The sequence below is a fragment of the Streptomyces sp. NPDC019937 genome (assembly GCF_040631655.1).
Classification (GTDB): domain Bacteria; phylum Actinomycetota; class Actinomycetes; order Streptomycetales; family Streptomycetaceae; genus Streptomyces.
Map to the genome: position 1 here is coordinate 24,681 of NZ_JBEYAL010000060.1, position 16,313 is coordinate 40,993.

At 70.9% G+C, this 16,313-nt stretch carries 16 protein-coding genes and 1 rRNA gene; 10 read left to right on the forward strand and 7 right to left on the reverse strand.

Annotation, left to right across the window (positions count from 1 at the left end; all coding sequences use genetic code 11):
- Window positions 1–61 precede the first annotated feature (61 nt).
- Window positions 62–1,060, reverse strand: a complete 999-nt coding sequence (locus ABZ562_RS37760) for an inorganic phosphate transporter (RefSeq protein ID WP_361488987.1) — start codon at window positions 1,058–1,060, stop codon at window positions 62–64.
- Between the two features lie 8 nt (window positions 1,061–1,068).
- On the reverse strand, window positions 1,069–1,689 hold the full coding sequence (locus ABZ562_RS37765) for a DUF47 family protein (RefSeq protein ID WP_055557302.1): 621 nt from the start codon (window positions 1,687–1,689) through the stop codon (window positions 1,069–1,071).
- A 192-nt stretch (window positions 1,690–1,881) separates the two neighbouring features.
- Here ABZ562_RS37765 and ABZ562_RS37770 point away from each other — a divergent pair, with 192 nt between their 5' ends.
- Window positions 1,882–2,271 carry a metal-sensitive transcriptional regulator gene (locus ABZ562_RS37770; RefSeq protein WP_361488990.1) on the forward strand — a complete coding sequence of 130 codons (390 nt, stop codon included), beginning with the start codon at window positions 1,882–1,884 and terminating at the stop codon, window positions 2,269–2,271.
- 57 nt (window positions 2,272–2,328) lie between these two features.
- On the opposite strand, the gene ABZ562_RS37775 is transcribed toward ABZ562_RS37770, so the two are convergent.
- Both ABZ562_RS37775 and ABZ562_RS37780 read right to left on the reverse strand, forming a co-directional pair.
- Window positions 2,329–2,568 (reverse strand): hypothetical protein, encoded by a 240-nt coding sequence (locus ABZ562_RS37775; protein WP_361489029.1) that lies wholly within the window; start codon window positions 2,566–2,568, stop codon window positions 2,329–2,331.
- A gap of 153 nt (window positions 2,569–2,721) precedes the next feature.
- On the reverse strand, window positions 2,722–3,624 hold the full coding sequence (locus tag ABZ562_RS37780; protein ID WP_361488992.1) for a hypothetical protein: 903 nt from the start codon (window positions 3,622–3,624) through the stop codon (window positions 2,722–2,724).
- 97 nt (window positions 3,625–3,721) lie between these two features.
- On the opposite strand from ABZ562_RS37780, the gene ABZ562_RS37785 reads away from it, so the two are divergent.
- Together ABZ562_RS37785 and ABZ562_RS37790 are read left to right on the forward strand one after the other, a co-directional pair.
- Entirely contained in the window at window positions 3,722–3,955 is a 234-nt protein-coding gene (locus ABZ562_RS37785) for a hypothetical protein (RefSeq protein WP_361488994.1), read from the forward strand.
- 54 nt (window positions 3,956–4,009) lie between these two features.
- A complete protein-coding gene (locus tag ABZ562_RS37790) occupies window positions 4,010–5,599 on the forward strand; it encodes an FAD-binding oxidoreductase (protein WP_361488997.1) in 1,590 nt (529 codons plus the stop codon).
- 119 nt (window positions 5,600–5,718) lie between these two features.
- On the opposite strand, the gene ABZ562_RS37795 is transcribed toward ABZ562_RS37790, so the two are convergent.
- Together ABZ562_RS37795 and ABZ562_RS37800 are read right to left on the reverse strand one after the other, a co-directional pair.
- Window positions 5,719–6,432 (reverse strand): phosphatase PAP2 family protein, encoded by a 714-nt coding sequence (locus ABZ562_RS37795; protein ID WP_361489000.1) that lies wholly within the window; start codon window positions 6,430–6,432, stop codon window positions 5,719–5,721.
- A 214-nt stretch (window positions 6,433–6,646) separates the two neighbouring features.
- Entirely contained in the window at window positions 6,647–7,654 is a 1,008-nt protein-coding gene (locus tag ABZ562_RS37800; protein ID WP_361489002.1) for a bifunctional lytic transglycosylase/C40 family peptidase, read from the reverse strand.
- 194 nt (window positions 7,655–7,848) lie between these two features.
- Between ABZ562_RS37800 and ABZ562_RS37805 the strand changes: the two genes are divergently transcribed.
- From ABZ562_RS37805 to ABZ562_RS37835, 7 genes are all read left to right on the forward strand, one after another.
- Window positions 7,849–8,067, forward strand: coding sequence for a DUF397 domain-containing protein (locus tag ABZ562_RS37805; RefSeq protein ID WP_361489005.1), 219 nt, complete (start codon window positions 7,849–7,851; stop codon window positions 8,065–8,067).
- A 240-nt stretch (window positions 8,068–8,307) separates the two neighbouring features.
- Window positions 8,308–8,616 carry a hypothetical protein gene (locus ABZ562_RS37810; protein ID WP_009716148.1) on the forward strand — a complete coding sequence of 103 codons (309 nt, stop codon included), beginning with the start codon at window positions 8,308–8,310 and terminating at the stop codon, window positions 8,614–8,616.
- Window positions 8,617–8,917: 301 nt separating this feature from the next.
- Window positions 8,918–9,814 carry a hypothetical protein gene (locus ABZ562_RS37815; RefSeq protein ID WP_361489008.1) on the forward strand — a complete coding sequence of 299 codons (897 nt, stop codon included), beginning with the start codon at window positions 8,918–8,920 and terminating at the stop codon, window positions 9,812–9,814.
- Window positions 9,804–11,147, forward strand: a complete 1,344-nt coding sequence (locus ABZ562_RS37820) for a hypothetical protein (RefSeq protein WP_361489009.1) — start codon at window positions 9,804–9,806, stop codon at window positions 11,145–11,147. Before ABZ562_RS37815 ends, ABZ562_RS37820 begins: the two co-directional genes overlap by 11 nt.
- Window positions 11,144–12,706, forward strand: coding sequence for an SCO6880 family protein (locus tag ABZ562_RS37825; protein ID WP_361489011.1), 1,563 nt, complete (start codon window positions 11,144–11,146; stop codon window positions 12,704–12,706). The genes ABZ562_RS37820 and ABZ562_RS37825 overlap by 4 nt, the downstream gene beginning before the upstream one ends.
- A gap of 73 nt (window positions 12,707–12,779) precedes the next feature.
- Window positions 12,780–14,198 carry an ATP-binding protein gene (locus tag ABZ562_RS37830; protein ID WP_361489014.1) on the forward strand — a complete coding sequence of 473 codons (1,419 nt, stop codon included), beginning with the start codon at window positions 12,780–12,782 and terminating at the stop codon, window positions 14,196–14,198.
- 1 nt (window position 14,199) lies between these two features.
- Window positions 14,200–16,107, forward strand: coding sequence for a hypothetical protein (locus tag ABZ562_RS37835; protein WP_361489017.1), 1,908 nt, complete (start codon window positions 14,200–14,202; stop codon window positions 16,105–16,107).
- A 118-nt stretch (window positions 16,108–16,225) separates the two neighbouring features.
- On the opposite strand, the gene rrf is transcribed toward ABZ562_RS37835, so the two are convergent.
- A 5S ribosomal RNA gene (gene rrf / locus ABZ562_RS37840) occupies window positions 16,226–16,313 on the reverse strand; the annotation flags it as partial.

Below are 16,313 nucleotides of genomic sequence, written 5' to 3' on the forward strand. Positions count from 1 at the left end.
CGAAAGGGCCCGCCCCTGGCTCCCGGGGGCGGGCCCGCTTTTCGTATCCGTGCCGCGTGGGTCAGCCGAAGGCCAGGTCGACGATCCAGTAGCTGAGGGCGGCGACTCCGGCCGCCGCGGGCATGGTGATGAACCAGCCGAGGATGATGTTCTTCGCGACCCCCCAGCGCACGGCGTTCACGCGCTTGGTCGCCCCCACACCCATGATCGCCGAGGTGATGACATGGGTCGTCGAGATCGGCGCCTGGAACATGAACGACGCGGTGTACATGACCGAGGCCGCCGTCGTCTCGGCGGCGAAGCCCTGCGGCGGGTCCAGTTCGATGATCCGGCGGCCCAGGGTGCGCATGATGCGCCAGCCACCCGCGTACGTGCCGAGCGAGAGCATCGCGGCGCAGGCGATCTTCACCCACACCGGGATCGCGTCCCCCTGATCCTCGACACCGCCGATGACCAGGGCCATCACGACCACACCCATGGTCTTCTGGGCATCTTGCAGACCGTGTCCGAGCGCCATGGCGGCGGCCGACACGGTCTGTGCTATCCGGAAGCCGCGCTTGGCCTTGTGCGGGTTGGACTTACGGAACATCCAGAGGATGACCACCATGACGAAGTAGCCCAGCACCAGGCCGATGACGGGCGAGATGACCATGGGGAGGACGACCTTCTCCACCACCCCGCTCCAGTGAACGGTGCTGGCACCGGCGAGCGCGGCGCCCACCAGGCCGCCGAACAGGGCGTGCGAGGAGGAGGACGGCAGGCCGTAGTACCAGGTGATCATGTTCCAGGCGATCGCGCCGATCAGCGCGGAAAACAGGATGATCATGCCCTGTTTGCCGGTCGGGGTGGCGATCAGTCCCTCACTGACCGTCTTGGCGACCCCGCTGCCCAGGAAGGCACCCGCGAGGTTCATCACCGCGGCCATCGCGAGCGCGGCCCGCGGGGTCAGGGCCCGGGTGGAGACCGAGGTGGCGATGGCGTTCGCCGAGTCGTGGAAGCCGTTGGTGTAGGTGAAGAAGAGCGCGACCGCGATGGTCACGACGAGCGCGAAGGTGTCCATGCCGGGGCTCAGGACTCCTTGACGGCGATGGTCTCGACCGTGTTGGCCACATGCTCGAAGGCGTCGGCCGCCTCTTCCAGCACATCCACGATCTGCTTGAGCTTGAGCACCTCCATCGCGTCGTACTTGCCGTTGAAGAGGTGGGCCAGCAGCTTGCGGTGGATCTGGTCGGCCTGGTTCTCCAGCCGGTTGACCTCGATCCAGTACTCCGTGAGGTTCGTCATGGTGCGCAGGTTCGGCATGGCCTCGGCGGTCAGCTCGGCCGCCCGCGCCAGCACCTCGATCTGCTGCTCGACGCCCTTGGGCAGCTCGTCGACCTGATAGAGGACGACCAGGTCGACGGCCTCCTCCATGAAGTCCATGATGTCGTCCAGGGACGAAGCGAGGGAGTAGATGTCCTCGCGGTCGAACGGCGTGATGAAGGAGGAGTTCAGCTGATGGAAGATCGCGTGCGTGGCGTCGTCCCCCGCATGCTCCGCGGCCCTCATCCGCTCGGCGATCTCGGAACGAGCGGCGGAGTCCGCCCCGAGCAGTTCCATCAGGAGCTTGGAGCCGGTCACGATGTTGTCCGCGGAGGCGGCGAACATGTCGTAGAAGCTCGTCTCCCTGGGGGTCAGACGAAAGCGCACTGGGGATCCTCGGGATGCGGCGGATGGGGACTCGACGATGCTAGGCGCATCTTCCGGCCACGGTAACCGGCGTCCCCAGTGTCGCCCATCGGGCAGGGTGCTCTTCACAGGGGCCCTGTTTGGCCGGAAAAGCCGTTACCATATACCCACTGGGGGTATATGTGCACCGATAGTGAACAACGGGAGGACGCCATGACCACCACGGCAGCCGGCACCACCGCGCCCACCGGCGACCAGCGGGGCCAGGCGTCCGGCCAGGCTTCGTCTACCCACGGCGGCCACGGGTACGCCCACCAGAAGGACCAGCACCTGAAGCGGCTGCGCCGGATCGAGGGCCAGATCCGGGGTCTGCAGCGGATGGTCGAGGAGGATGTCTACTGCATCGACATACTCACCCAGGTCTCCGCGAGCACCAAGGCCCTGCAGTCCTTCGCCCTTCAGCTGCTCGAAGAGCACCTGCGGCACTGCGTCGCCAGCGCGGCCGTCGAGAGCGCCGCCAAGGAGGGCGGCGAAGGAGGGGACGAGGTGGACGCCAAGGTCGCCGAGGCGACGGCGGCCATCGCCCGGCTGCTGCGCACCTGAGGACGTCCGCGGATCCGAGGTCACCCCCCGGACCTGACGCCGCCCCGGGGGGCGGGCCTATCGGGCGTCCGGACCGCCGGTTCCGGGCAGTTCGGTTTCCGGACGGTCGGCCTTCCGCGCCGTCGAGCGGTCGGCCGAATCTGATCGCTCTGATGACCGGCCGGATGACCGGCCGGCGGATCGGTCGGCCTCCACCCGGAGCACTTCGTCGATGCGGTCCGGACTGAGCCTGTCCTCGTCCGCGCTCGCTGCAGCGATCATCAATTCACCGTAGAGATCGATCTCGACGAGGGCCACGGGGTCCGGGCCCGGAGAGCCGCGACGCGCAACCACGTGTTTCACCTCCTCCTGCGAGCACCTTCGAGCAGCAGCTTCCCAGGGTAGGGATCGGTACACACTCCGCGCATGGCACGGATGGGCCATTTCGAAGGGCAGAGCGGGCCCCTCCGACTACTTCTGAGGCGATCCGACCTTTCCTGCGTAGATATCCGCGGGCTTGGGGAGCTGGACGGCGGCCGCCACCCCGAAGTCGTACAGCTCCGTCGTCGAGGCGACCCCCACCGCCCGCCGCCCGTCCGCGCTCCCGGGAGGCCGCGTACCGCTCGCCCTGCTGGTCACCGTGAAACGGTGCCGCACCTCGCGCAGCCGCCCCAGCCCGTCCAGATACGCGTCGAAGGGCACCAGCGGATCGGTGAACCCCTTCGCCGCGGCCCGCAACGGCCCCCGTACACCGCGGGAGGCCACCTGGGCCGCCCGGCCGATGTCCGTGGTGCCGCGGTAGTGCCGCACCAGGGCGCCGTCCAGCCCCTCCCGCCCGACCAGGCTCGCCCGCCGTACGCCGCGCAGCAGTTCGGCGGCGGTCAGCGGATCGGTCGCCCCGCCGGTGACCAGATTGCCGTCCGGAATGCCCGCCGTGTCCACCTGCACCCATTTGTCGCTGGGGATGCCCGCGCCGCGGTTGCGCATGAAGAGCGCACCGGACGCCAGCAGTTCGGTGATCGGCCCGTGCTCGGCCGCGCCCGTCGCGTCCCTCGGCAGCACCAGCCGCAGCCGCCCCCGCCGCTGCTCGAAGTCGTACGCCCCGCGGCCCTCGATCGACACCCGGGTGCCGCCGGTCGCCGTCTCCAGGGTCGTCCGCACCCGTGAACTCCCCGAGCTCACCAGCACATCCGCGGCCTGCCGCAGCACGGCGACCGCGGCCGCCGCCCCGGGGGCACCGCCCGGGCGCTCGTCCGTCACCGTCTGGGACGAGCAGCCGCTGACGGTCGCCAGCAGCCCGGCCAGCAGACCACCCGCCACGCACCCGGCGACCGCCCTCGCCCGTCTCCTTCCACCGCGCCGCTGAACCACCATCGACCGTCGACCCCCTGGCCACGCTCGTCCACGCCTTGATACTTGTTCGTTTAACGACCCGTTCCGGCCGCCCGTCACGGCCCGGTAGCGTGGTCATGTGCTCGACTCAGGTGACACAGGCCCCGGCCAAGCCCGCACCACCACCGTGGAGAAGGGGGCCTTCTGCCTCGCCCGATGCACCTGCGGCTGGACCGGTCCGGCCCGCCGCGCCCGGTCCATGGCCCGCGACGACGCCAGTGCTCATACGACGGACCGTCATTCTTCCGCCACAAACGGAACCCCGCCGCCCGGCATGCCCTCTGACCAGGAGACCGGGCGGCGAACGCGGTAACGGCGGTGGCCCGGTCGACCGGAGGGGCAAGGTCGACAGGGAGGGGACACCGTCATGGACCGGCGGAAACTGCTGGCAGCGAGCGCGGGGCTGGCGTCCACGGCCACCTGGGCCGCGGCATGCAGCAGCAGCAACACGACGGGACACGCCGCCGGCGGCGTGACGTCCCTCGACGCCGTCTCGACCAGCCGGTTCACGGCGCGCGACGGCAAGCCGAGGGCCGCGGACTGGACCGCGCTCGGCAAGGCGCTGCACGGCGACCTGGTGCGCCCCGGCGACGCCGACTACACCTCCGCGAGCCGCCTGTACAACACCCGCTTCGACCGTCTGCGGCCCGCCGGTGTCGCCTATATAGGCAATACATCTGACATCACCGCATGTCTGGACTTCGCCCGGCGCCATGGCACCCCCGTCGCCATCCGCAACGGCGGCCACAGCTACGCGGGTTATTCCAGCGGCGACGGCCGCCTGGTCATCGACGTCTCAGCGCTCGACTCCATCCGCACCACCACGGGCGAGGCCCGCATCGGCGGCGGCGCCAAGCTCATCGACGTCTACACCCGGCTCGGCGCCCACGGCGTCACCGTCCCCGGCGGCTCCTGCCCGACCGTCGGCATCTCCGGGCTCACCCTGGGCGGCGGCCACGGCGTGGTCTCCCGGGCGTACGGGCTCACCTCCGACCACCTCACCGGCGCGACCCTCGTCACCGCCGCGGGCAAGACCCTCCAGGTCTCCGAGGACAGCGAACCCGACCTCTTCTGGGCGCTGCGCGGCGCGGGCGGCGGCAACTTCGGCGTCGTCACCGAGCTGCGCTTCCGTACCCGCAAGCCCGGCGACGGCGTGACCGCCTATATGTCCTGGCCCTGGTCGAAGGCGGCCAAGGTGCTTCAGTCCTGGCAGAAGTGGGGCCCCGACCAGCCCGACGAGATCTGGTCGGCGCTGCACCTGTCGGCCGCCCCCGGCCACACCCCCACCGTCTCCATCAGCTGCTTCTCGCTCGGCACCTACGGCGACCTGCAGAACGCGGTGGACCGGCTCGCCGACGGCCCCGGCGGCCCCGGCCCCGCTTCCCGGGTGACCCTGCGCCGCCGGGGATACGTCGACGCGATGCGCATGTACGCGGGATGCGGCGACACCTCGACCACCCGCTGCCATCTGCCCGGCGACAAGCCCGGCCGCAGCGCCGACGGGGCGCTGAAGCGGGAGACGTACGCGGCGCGGTCCGACTTCTTCGACCGCTCGCTGAGCCAGGCGGGGGTGCGCGCGATGCTCGACCAGGTCGAGCGCTTCGGGCGGCGCACCAGCGGCGGCGGCGCGGTCAGCGTCGCGCTCACCGCGCTCGGCGGCGCCGTGAACCGCGTCGACCCGAAGGCCACCGCGTTCGTCCACCGCCGCTCGCGGTTCCTCGCGCAGTACACCGCGTCCTGGGCGGCGGGCGGCGCGGGCGCCCCGCAGAACGCCTGGCTGGACCAGGCGCACACGGCGATGCGGCGCTACGCCTCCGGGGCGGCGTACCAGAACTACACCGACGCCACGCTCAAGAACTGGCGCTCGGCGTACTACGGATCCGGCGCGGACCGGCTGGCGGCGCTGAAGAAGCGTTACGACCCGAACCGGCTCTTCGACTTCCCACAGGCACTGTGACCGGGCGGGCCCGGTAGCCCCCCGTCCCCTTTTACGCCCCGTTTTACGCCCCCGCTTTCGCACCCCCTATGACCGACGGGCGGCCCGGCCTGATGCCGTGCCGCCCGTCGACAGGTGTGTCAGGCCGCGAGGTCCTTGCTGCCGCGCCCCGAGCCCGGCGACCGGGCCTCGGGGAACTCCGGGACCTCCTCGCCCGCCGTGGCGGCCGGAGCGGGGCGCCCGGCCCGTATCAGCCAGGAGGCCCGCGACCCGGCGATGGTGGTGGTGAGCGGCGTCAGCAGCATCATCGCGAGCGGCGCGAGCAGCAGCGCGACCGCGGTTCCCAGCGCGAACCCGCCGACCACGTCGGTCGGATAGTGCACGCCCATGTAGACGCGGCAGAAGCCCTCGAGCAGCGCGAGCCCGATCGCGGCCAGCCCGTACCGCCGGTGGGCCATGAAGATGCCCACGGCGAGCCCCATGGTCAGCGTCGCGTGGTCGCTGACGAAGGAGAAGTCGGTCTTGCCCGCCACCAGGACGTCGAGCCCCTGATGGTCCCGGAACGGCCGCGGGCGCTGGACGAAGCCGCGGATCGGGATGTTGGCGATCAGCGCGAGCCCGGCTGCCAGCGGCGCCCACATCAGCCCGGCGACGGCCGACGGCGCGTCCTGCGAGCGCTTGCGCACGCTCCACCAGGCGCCGAGGCCCACCAGGGCGAGCCCGATGATGATCCCGTACTCGCCGACGAACTCCATCACGCGGTCGAACCAGTGCGGGGCGTCCTTGGCGAGCCCGTTGATGTCGTAGAGAAGGCTGACATCGGGGTTCGACCCGTCCAGTGCGAGTCCAGCCATGTGCCGCGGCCCCTTATCTCTCACCTGTCGCTACGTACAGCTGCCGACCCCCGTGATTCCCCACGACCGGCGGTCCCGGCGTGCGATTGCCGAGCGGTGTGCGCCGATCCACTTCCAGGAAACGCCCTTATTCCGCCAGGCGTTCCGTTCGCTACCCAACGATCACCGGGACGTTATCGAAGGGTGACCCATCGCCGCAGCTCAGAGGGAATCCTCAGGCCGTGCCGGGCTCGGGCAGCGCTTTTGCGCCATCCTGCGTCACCCGCGTCGCCCCGATGTAGTCCGGGGAGTCGATGGGGTCGAAACGGATCACCGCACCAGTGTAGGGCGCGTTGATCATCTTCCCGCCGCCCACATAGATCCCCACGTGGTGAATGGATCTCGGGTCGTTCAGGTCGTACGCGAAGAAGACCAGATCCCCCGGGAGCAGCTCGTCGCGCTTGGGATGCGGCCCGGCGTTCCACTGGTCGTTGGCGACGCGCGGCAGCTCGATCCCCACCGTCTTGTACGCCGCCTTCGTCAGCCCCGAGCAGTCGAACCGCCCGTCCTGGTCCGGGGTGCCGTTACCGCCCCACAGATAGGGCTTCCCGAGCTGCTTCTGCGCGAAGTAGATCGCCGCGGCCGACTGCCGCGACGGCTGCACGGTCCGCGTGGGCGCCTCGAAGCTCTTGGCCAGGGTGGTGATGGTCTTCACGTAGTTCTGGGTCTCGCGGTACGGCGGCACGCCGTTGTACTTGATCACGGCGTACGCGCCCGCGTTGTAGGACGCCAGCATGTTGTGCGTCAGATTGCCCGGTACGTCCTTCACGTACTTCGCGAGGGAGCAGTCGTAGGCGGCCGCGGACGGAATCGCGTCGTTCGGATTCCAGATGTCCCGCTTGCCGTCCTTGTCGCCGTCCACCCCGTGCGACGCCCAGGTGGCGGGAATGAACTGGGCCAGCCCCTTGGCGTTGGCCGGGCTCTGCGCCTTCGCGTTCCAGCCGCTCTCCTGGTAGAGCTGCGCGGCGAGCAGGGCCGGGTTGAGCGCCGGGCAGGAGTTCCCGTACCGCTGGATCAGCGGCGCATACGAGGCCGGGACGGCGCCCTTCGCCAGACCGACGCTGGTGCCGCCGCCACCGCCCGCGAGATTCGCGGCGACCAAGTAGGTGCCGAGAACGAGCAGGACGACGAAGGAAAAACAGACTCCGATACCGACACTGACACCCAGCCAGACCTTACGCACCCGGCCATCCTCCCCCATCAGCCCGCGGTACGAACGCGTTTCCGTACGCACGGCGAAAATCAGCCGCTCGCCAGCCGAAACCCTACGGCCGACCGCCGCCGCGTGCTCCCTGCGCCCCCTCCGCGCGCCCCGTGGAACGCGTAAAGTCCGGCCCGTCCGAGCACCTGACACCCCATGAACCCCGAGGAACACGGATGACGCAGCTGGACTGGCAGCGGGCCTCGACCGACGAGGACGAGGAGGCGGGCGCCTACCTGGAGGTGGCCGCGGGCCCCGACGGCCGGATCTACATGCGCGAGAGCAACGACCCGGAGACCGTCGTCGTCACCACCCAGGCCAAGTGGGAGGCGTTCCTCAAGGGGGTCAAGGCGGGCGAGTTCGACGACTTCGCGGAGGAGCCCGCGGAGGAATGAAGGGTTTGGCTACCGATCGTTGCCCGGCGCCCACCCGCGTGATACACAGAGTAACCAAAGGGCGCCTGATGGACACGACTCGTCCTCCTGCCAGGTCACCGTGGTCCACAACACGTACGAGATCCGCCAAGAAATGCCGCCCAGTCGACATGCGGAAGCGGGTTCGTCAGCGAAGATAGAGACTGACCCACGCCGGCTCGGCGGGGCACACAACTACCCATAAGGGGCGGTGAGTTCACTATGTTTCTAGCGGCCGAAAAGGGCGACATCAACACCATCATCGGCGGAATCGCCCCAGACTGGGGCCCCTTCGGAAGCCTGGGCAGCGAGGCCCGCGTCATGATCGAGGTCGTCATGGCCGTCGCGCTGCTGCTGTGCTTCGGCATCGCGATCTGGGGGGCGGCCAAGCAGCGCATCGGCGCGACCGCGCTGCGCGACACCTTCAGCGCGGAGCAGGGCAAGGGCCTGATCGTCGCGGGACTGACCGGCGTGTTCATCATCGGCTCGCTGGGCACGCTCTTCACGATCGTGTACGGCATGGCCATCTAGCCACGCCCCCGCACCACCCCGGCCCGCGCCCCCGCGCACCGGAGCCGCCCCCCGCGCGCGGCGCGCGCCCCCGCCCCCGAGCCTCCGCCCCCGATCCCCCCTACCGGCCCCACCCTCCGTACCCGAGGCTGCTTCCTGATGCCCGCACCCGCCGCTCCCGTCGCCGAGGTCGTGTCAGTCTGATGTCCACTCACACCACCACGCCCACACGTCGGTCCACGCCGCTACCGTCGTACCAGCGTGGCGGAACAGCGGCCACGGACGGCGGCAGTGTCGGCACGGTTGAAGGGGCGAGCACGCGATGAGTCTCGGCGGCGACGGCGGCTACGGCGGTGACTACGACTACGACGGCCACGACACCGGCCGCACCCGCGGCACGGCCTCCGGCGGCCACCTGACGCGCACGCGCCTACCGGAAGGCGACGAGGACCCCTACGGCCCGCCCCGCCGCGGCCCCGGCCGGGCGGGCAAGCCGAGCCGCAACCTGATCACGGTCGTCGGGGTCGTCGTCCTGCTCCTCGCCGCCATCGCCTTCGTCAACCGCGGCGGCCAGGGCGACGGCGGCTCGTCCGACGCGGACTCCGGCGGCACCAACGCCGACGCCCAGCCCACCGCCCCCACCGGCACCCGCCCGGTCACCGGCAAGAACGGCACGACGGGCATCGCGTCGGGCTTCGCGAGGTCCCAGCAGGGGGCGCAGAGCGCGGCGGCGAACTACGCGGTGGCGCTGGGGTCCGCCGACATGCTCAGCCGCGAGCAGCGCCACGAGATCGTTCCGCAGATTTTCACGGCCACGGCCGCAAACCCGCTCCAGACCAAGCTCGACAAGGCATACTCCGCCAATTCTCTGGAGAAGATCGGGCTGGACGCGAACGGCAAGGCGCCCGACGGCATGACCTACATCTCGCGTACCGCCCCTTTGGGCACCAAGATCGCAAAGTTCACGAACACCACGGCGACGGTGGCGGTGTGGTGCACCGGAGTATTCGGTACGGCGGGCGAGGGTTCCAAGAATCCGGTCACCAACGACTGGTTCACCATGACGCTCAAGCTGCGGTGGGCGGACAACGACTGGAAGGCCGAGAGCTACTCCCAGAAGAGCGGTCCCGCCCCCGTCAACAGCGACAACACCGCCTCCACGGCCGATGAGATCGCCAAGGCAGTCGAGCAGTACGGAGGGTTCACCTATGCCCGCTAGCCCGAGCCGTCGCGCTCTCACGCTCACGGGCGTTCTGGCGGCCGTTCAAACGGCCGCCGTCCTTCTTGCGACCCGAGCGGCCGCTGCCCCTTCGCCCACACCGAGCCCGTCCGGCAGCGAGGACGATTGCAGCGCGCTCCTCGGCCAGGTCCGCGAAAACTGTGAAAAGGGCGGTGGCGGTGGCGGCTCAGGCGCCCCCTCCGACCCGTCGAACCCCCTCGACCCCGCCGCCTCCCTCGCCCGCGGCTGCGCCGACGCCGCCTCATGGCTCGTCGGCAAGCTCTCGAAGCTCGTCAAGGAGACGGCGAACGTCGACTTCACCAACGAGGCCTTTCTCCGCCAGTACGCCGTCGTCTTCGCCGCCTCGACCGTCCTGACCCTCGTCCTCTGGCTCCTCGCCGTCGCCAAGCGCGCCATCCGCGGCGTCCCGCTCGGCGAGGCGCTCTCCGAGGCCATCGGCTTCCTGTGGCTGACGGTCCTGGCCTCCGCCTTCACCCCGCTCATCCTCTATACGGTCGTCACCGCCACCGACGCCGTCACGGACGCCATCGCCTCCGGCACCGGTGCCGACAACGACGCCTTCTTCGGATCGTTCGCCCAGGCCCTCAAGCGGGACGAGGACATCGGCGGCGGCCCCATCATGCTCATCGTCGTGTCGCTCGTGACGATCCTCGCCGCCGGTGTGCTCTGCCTGGAACTGGTCATCCGCGCGGCCCTGCTCTACGTCGGCGCCCTGCTCGGCACGGCCGTCTACGCGGGCCTGGTCGACAAGAACATGTGGGGGCACGTCCGCCGCTGGGCCGGGATCATGATCGCGGTGATTCTCGTCAAGCCGGTCATCGTGATAGTCCTCGCCCTGGCCGGCGCGCTCTCGACCTCCGGTAACGAGCCCGGAGCCTTCTCGGCCGTCGTCTCGGGCCTCTCGATCATCATCCTCGCCATCTTCGCCAGCGCGATGATCTACCGCTTCGTGCCCGGTTTCGGCGACGAGATCGTCAAGGCCCGCAGCGCCAGCGCCGACCCCGCCTCCCGCCAGGCCGCCGCGGTCATCAGCTCGCCCGCGGCCCTGGTGAAGCAGGGCATCAACACCCACAGCGCCCGCGGCGGGGGCGACGGCGGAGGCGGCGGCGGTGCCCGCCCGGGCCAGGCCAAGCCCGCCAACCCCGTATCGGGCGGCGTCGCCGCGCACAGCTCCCGCGGCGGCGGGGGCGGCAGCGGCGGGGGTGCCTCCGGCGCCAGCCGCACCGGCAACTCCGGAGGCGGCGGGTCCGCTCCCGCCCCCCGTTCGCAGAACAACAGCTCAGGCAACAACCCGGGAGGTGACCGGCGGTGACGGTCGATGCCCAGTCCCACGCCATCGCACCGCGCCGCACATATCTGATCGGCCGTGCCCGTCCCAACGCGATCGTCGGCAAGAACCGCGAGACCGGTGAGATCGCGCTGATCATCGCGGGCGCGTTCATCGGGATGATGTGCGGGCTGCTGGTGCCGATGCTGACGCTGCGCATCGTCGCCCTGGTCGGCTTCCCGACCCTCGCGCTGGCCGCCGTGTACGTGCCGTACAACGGGCGCACGTTCTACCGCTGGTTCGAGATCAACCGTTCGTACCGGCGCAGCGTCCGCAAGGGCACCACCGGCTACCGCTCCGCCGCCGCCGAGGCCGGCACCCGGCTCGACGGCCGCGAGGTGGAGGTCGGCCCGCCCCCCGGCATCGGCCGGATCAACTGGCTGGCCGCGCCGTTCGGCCCGGACGAGATCGCCGTCCTGCTGCACGCCGACCGCCGCACGGTCACCGCCGCGATCGAGATCGAGGGCCCGGGCGTGGGCCTGCGGGACAGCGAGGACCAGGAGGCCCTGGTCGACCGGTTCGGCACGCTGCTCAAGCATGTGGCCAACGGCGACGGCTTCGTGACCCGGCTGCAGATGCTGGCCCGCACCCTCCCCGCCGACCCGGACGCGCACGCCAAGGACGTCGAGCGGCGCGGCGACAACGGCGCCCCGGGCTGGCTCAAGGACTCGTACGACCAGCTGCAGTCGATGGTGTCCACCTCCTCCGAGCAGCACCGCGCCTACCTCGTCGCCTGCATGCACTACACCCGCGACCTGGCCGCCGAGGCGCAGGCCATCGCACGCGCCACCCGGCGCAGCGGCGGCGGCCGCCGGATCGACAAGGACGCGGGCCTGGCCGTGATCATGGCGCGCGAGCTGACCGACATCTGCGCGCGGCTCGCCGAGGCCGACATCCGGGTGCGCCAGCCCCTCGGGCAGGGCCGGCTGGCCTCGCTCATCCACTCCATGTACGACCCGGACCACCCCATCGACCACATCCAGGCGATGACCAAGCGCAACGCCTGGCCCGCCGAGCTGGACGCGATGGAGCCCACCTACCTCCAGGCGAAGACCCGCGAGTCCAGCACCCGCGAGCCCTGGTGCCACGCCACCGCATGGGTGAAGGAATGGCCCATGACGCCGGTCGGGGTGAACTTCCTCGCCCCGCTGCTCGTCCACACCCCCGATGTCATTCGTACGGTCGCCGTCTGCATGGACCTGGAGCCCACGGAGATCGCGATCGAGCGGATGCTGACCGAAAAGGTCAACGACGAGGCCGAGGCCAGCCGCGCCGCGAAGATGAACCGTACGGTGGACCCGCGCGACATCGCCGCGCACGGCCGGCTCGACCAGCGGGGCGAGGACCTGGCCAGCGGCGCCGCGGGCGTCAACCTGGTCGGCTACATCACCGTCTCCTCCCGCTCACCGGAGGGGCTCGCCCGCGACAAGCGGACCATCCGGGCCTCGGCGGGGAAGAGCTATCTCAAGCTGGAGTGGTGCGACCGTGAGCACCACCGGGCGTTTGTGAACACGCTGCCGTTCGCGACCGGTATCCGCCGTTAGCCGACCGCATCTGATCGATAGCCGTCAGAGACGACCTTGAGACGACTGGGACTGGGACGATAGGGGCTCCGCCGTGGCCGATCCGATGACCGCCGTCACCGACGCGTTCACCAGCTTTCTGTTCGGGAAGGTGGAGACGACTCGGCTGCCGGTCCGTACGTCCACGGGGCAGGCGCAGGCCGTCTACCTCCCGACCGCGGCCCCCGGCCTCGGCGACTCGGGCGTCATTATCGGGCGCGAGGTGTACTCCGGGAAGGGCTACATCTACGACCCGTTCCAGCTGTACGGCCAGCAGCTGCCCGCCCCGCACTGGCTGGTGCTCGGGGAGTCCGGCAACGGCAAGTCGGCCCTGGAGAAGACATACGTACTGCGTCAGCTCCGGTTCCGCGACCGCCAGGTGGTCGTGCTGGACGCGCAGGGCGAGGACGGCGTCGGCGAGTGGAACCTGATCGCCCAGGAGCTGGGGATAACGCCCATCCGGCTCGACCCGATGGCGGCCCTGGACGGCGGCATCCGGCTCAACCCCCTGGACCCGTCGATCACGACGACCGGTCAGCTGGCCCTGCTCCGCACGATCATCGAGGTCGCGATGGGGCACGGGCTCGACGAGCGCTCCGGATTCGCCCTCAAGGTCGCGCACGCCTACGTCAACGAGACCATCACCGACCGCCAGCCGGTGCTGACCGACATCGTCGAACAGCTGCGCCACCCGGAGCCGGAGTCGGCGGAGGCGATGAACGTCGACCTGGACGACGTACGGGCCTGGGGCCTGGACGTCGCCCTGGTGCTGGACCGGCTGGTCGACGGTGACCTGCGCGGCATGTTCGACGGTCCGACCACGGCCGGAATCGATCTCGACGCGCCGCTCATCGTCTTCGACCTGTCCCACATCGACCGCAACTCGATCGCGATGCCGATCCTCATGGCCATCGTGGGCGTCTGGCTGGAGCACACCTGGATCCGGCCCGACCGCAAGAAGCGCATCTTCCTGGTCGAAGAGGCCTGGCACATCATCAACTCGCCCTTCGTCGCCCAGCTCTTCCAGCGGCTGCTGAAGTTCGGCCGGCGGCTCGGACTGTCCTTCGTCGCCGTCGTCCACCATCTGTCCGACGTGGTCGACGGCGCCGCGGCACGCGAGGCCGCGGCGATCCTCAAGATGGCCTCGACCCGGACGATCTACGCCCAGAAGGCGGACGAGGCCCGGGCCACCGGGCGGGTGCTGGGCCTGCCCCGCTGGGCGGTGGAGATCATTCCGACGCTCTCGCCCGGTATCGCGGTCTGGGACGTCAACGGCAACGTACAGGTCGTCAAACACCTGATCACCGAGGCCGAGCGTCCTCTCGTCTACACCGACCGGGCGATGACCGAGGACGGGATCGCCGTCCAGCTGGCCGCCGAGGCGGAGGCCGAGGAGCGAGCGGCGGCGGCGGTCGAGGCCGCGGCGGAGGCGGAGCCCTACGGCGGTCCGTCGTACGGCTCCACGGTGGCCTGACATGGCGGCGGGGCAGTACCGCGGCGGACCCGCGGAGCACGGAGGTCACGGCGGTCACGGAGGCCACGGAAGACCGCCGTCCCCCCAGGGCGGCATTCCGGACGGGCTGCTGCTCGGGCTCATCGCCTTTCTGCTGGGGCTGACCGTGCTGATCTGGTCGGCGACCGGCCTGTCCGCACTCTTCGCGCACGGCGCCTGGCCGGACGGCCTCAGCTTCCTGCATACGCCCCTGGCGCTGCGCCACCTGGTGGAGGAGCCGCACGACCTGGCGGCGGCCTGGCCCGCCACGCCGAAGGCCCAGCTGTCCGGGTACGGACTGTTCTGGGGCGTCTTCATCAGCGAGCTGATGGTGCTGATCGTGCTCGCGGTCTTCGCGATCGGCACGCTGACCCGCTACCGGCTGGTCCGCGCCAGGCGCCGCGCCGCCCGGGCCCGGGCCGCACCCGGCGTCGCCGGCATCGCCGACGTCGCGGACGCAACCGACGGCACGGGTACGGAGCGGGCTCCCGGACCCGCGTACGCCCCCGAGGGCACCGCGTACCGCAAAGCGCCCCCGGAAGCCTCCCACCCGCCCGTCCACGGGACGGCGACGGGCCACGGCAGACCGGGGCACGACCACATCCCGGCCGCCCGGCCCGAGAGGGCCCCCGCGCCCGGCGCCCCCGGCGCTCGCGACGCGGTCACGGCGCACGGCACCGGCGCCCACCACCACGGACCCCCGGTCGAGGCCGTCGCCCCCGGCGCCGAGGGGCCGGTCGGCCGGCCGGTCGCCGCGTACGAGACGGCCCCCGGCCCCGGCCCGGTCACCCGGGAACCCGCCGAGCCGGCCGCCCCGGCCTCGCCCGCCCCCGGCGGCCCCCAGGATCCCGCCGCGCCGCCACAGCCCGTCTCCGCCCCCGCCCCCGCCCCCGCCTCCGCCTCCGCCCCCGGCACCGGCCTCGCCGCCGGGCTGTTCGGCCCCGGCGGGGAACCGGCCCGGTCCCGCGTCCTCTTCGGCACCGAGCGCGGCGAAGCCGCCGCCCAGGCCATCCTGGAGGCGGTCGGCCCGGTTCTCGCCGTCACCAGCGATCCCGGCCTGTGGGCCGCGACGAAGGACGCCCGCGCCAAGTTCGGGCCCACCCATGTCTTCGACCCGTCCCACCTCCTCGACACCCCCGCCCGGCTGCGCTGGAACCCGGCGGACGACTGCGCTTCCCGCGAGGTCGCGGCCGCCCGCGCCGTCGCCCTGCTGGCCCCCGTGCGCCCCGCGCACGCGATGGACCAGCCCATGGCACAGGCCGCGGAGACGATGCTGCGCTGCTGGCTGCACGCGGCCGCGGTGGACGGCCGTCCCTTCCGCCACGTACACCGCTGGGCCCAGGGCAACTCGGCGCATGAGCCGGTACGGATCCTCCGTACGCATCCCAAGGCGGCGGGCGGCACGGCAGGCGAGCTGGAAGCCACCCTCACCGCGCACCCCGAACGCCGCGACATGGCCCAGGAACTGACGGCACGTGCGCTGGGCGCACTCTCGTCGATCCACATTCGGGACGCGTGCAATCCGGGGCGAGCCGACGCGCTCGCTCTGGAGTCATTCATCGGTGAAGGGGGAACCCTCTATCTGATGGGGGAATCCATCGAGGATCCCCGATCCCAGCCGGGTGCGATGCCCTTGTTGACCGCACTCGCCTCGCACGTGGTCGAGCACGGCCGGCGCATGGCCGAACGGTCATCCTCCGGTCGGCTCGACCCACCACTGACCCTGGTGCTGGACGACGTGGCCGCCGTGGCGCCGCTTCCGGCCCTGCCGGACCTGCTGGCCCAGGGCGGCGCCTTGGGCCTGCCCACGCTGGCCCTGATGCGCTCGCAGGAGCAGGCACGAGCCCGTTGGCCGCACCACACGCTGGCCGCCGGGCAGAAGCCGGGATAACCGCACACCGCACCGGAGGCGATGCCCGGGGTCCGGGACAGCGCTCAACATGGAAGTGCTCCAACGCAAAAATGCCTCGGTCCCGAGCATGTAATGCTCGGGACCGAGGCTAAAAATTGTTCGGCGGCGTCCTACTCTCCCACAGGGTCCCCCCTGCAGTACCATCGGCGCTGAAAGGCTTAGCTTCCGGGTTCGGAATGTAACCG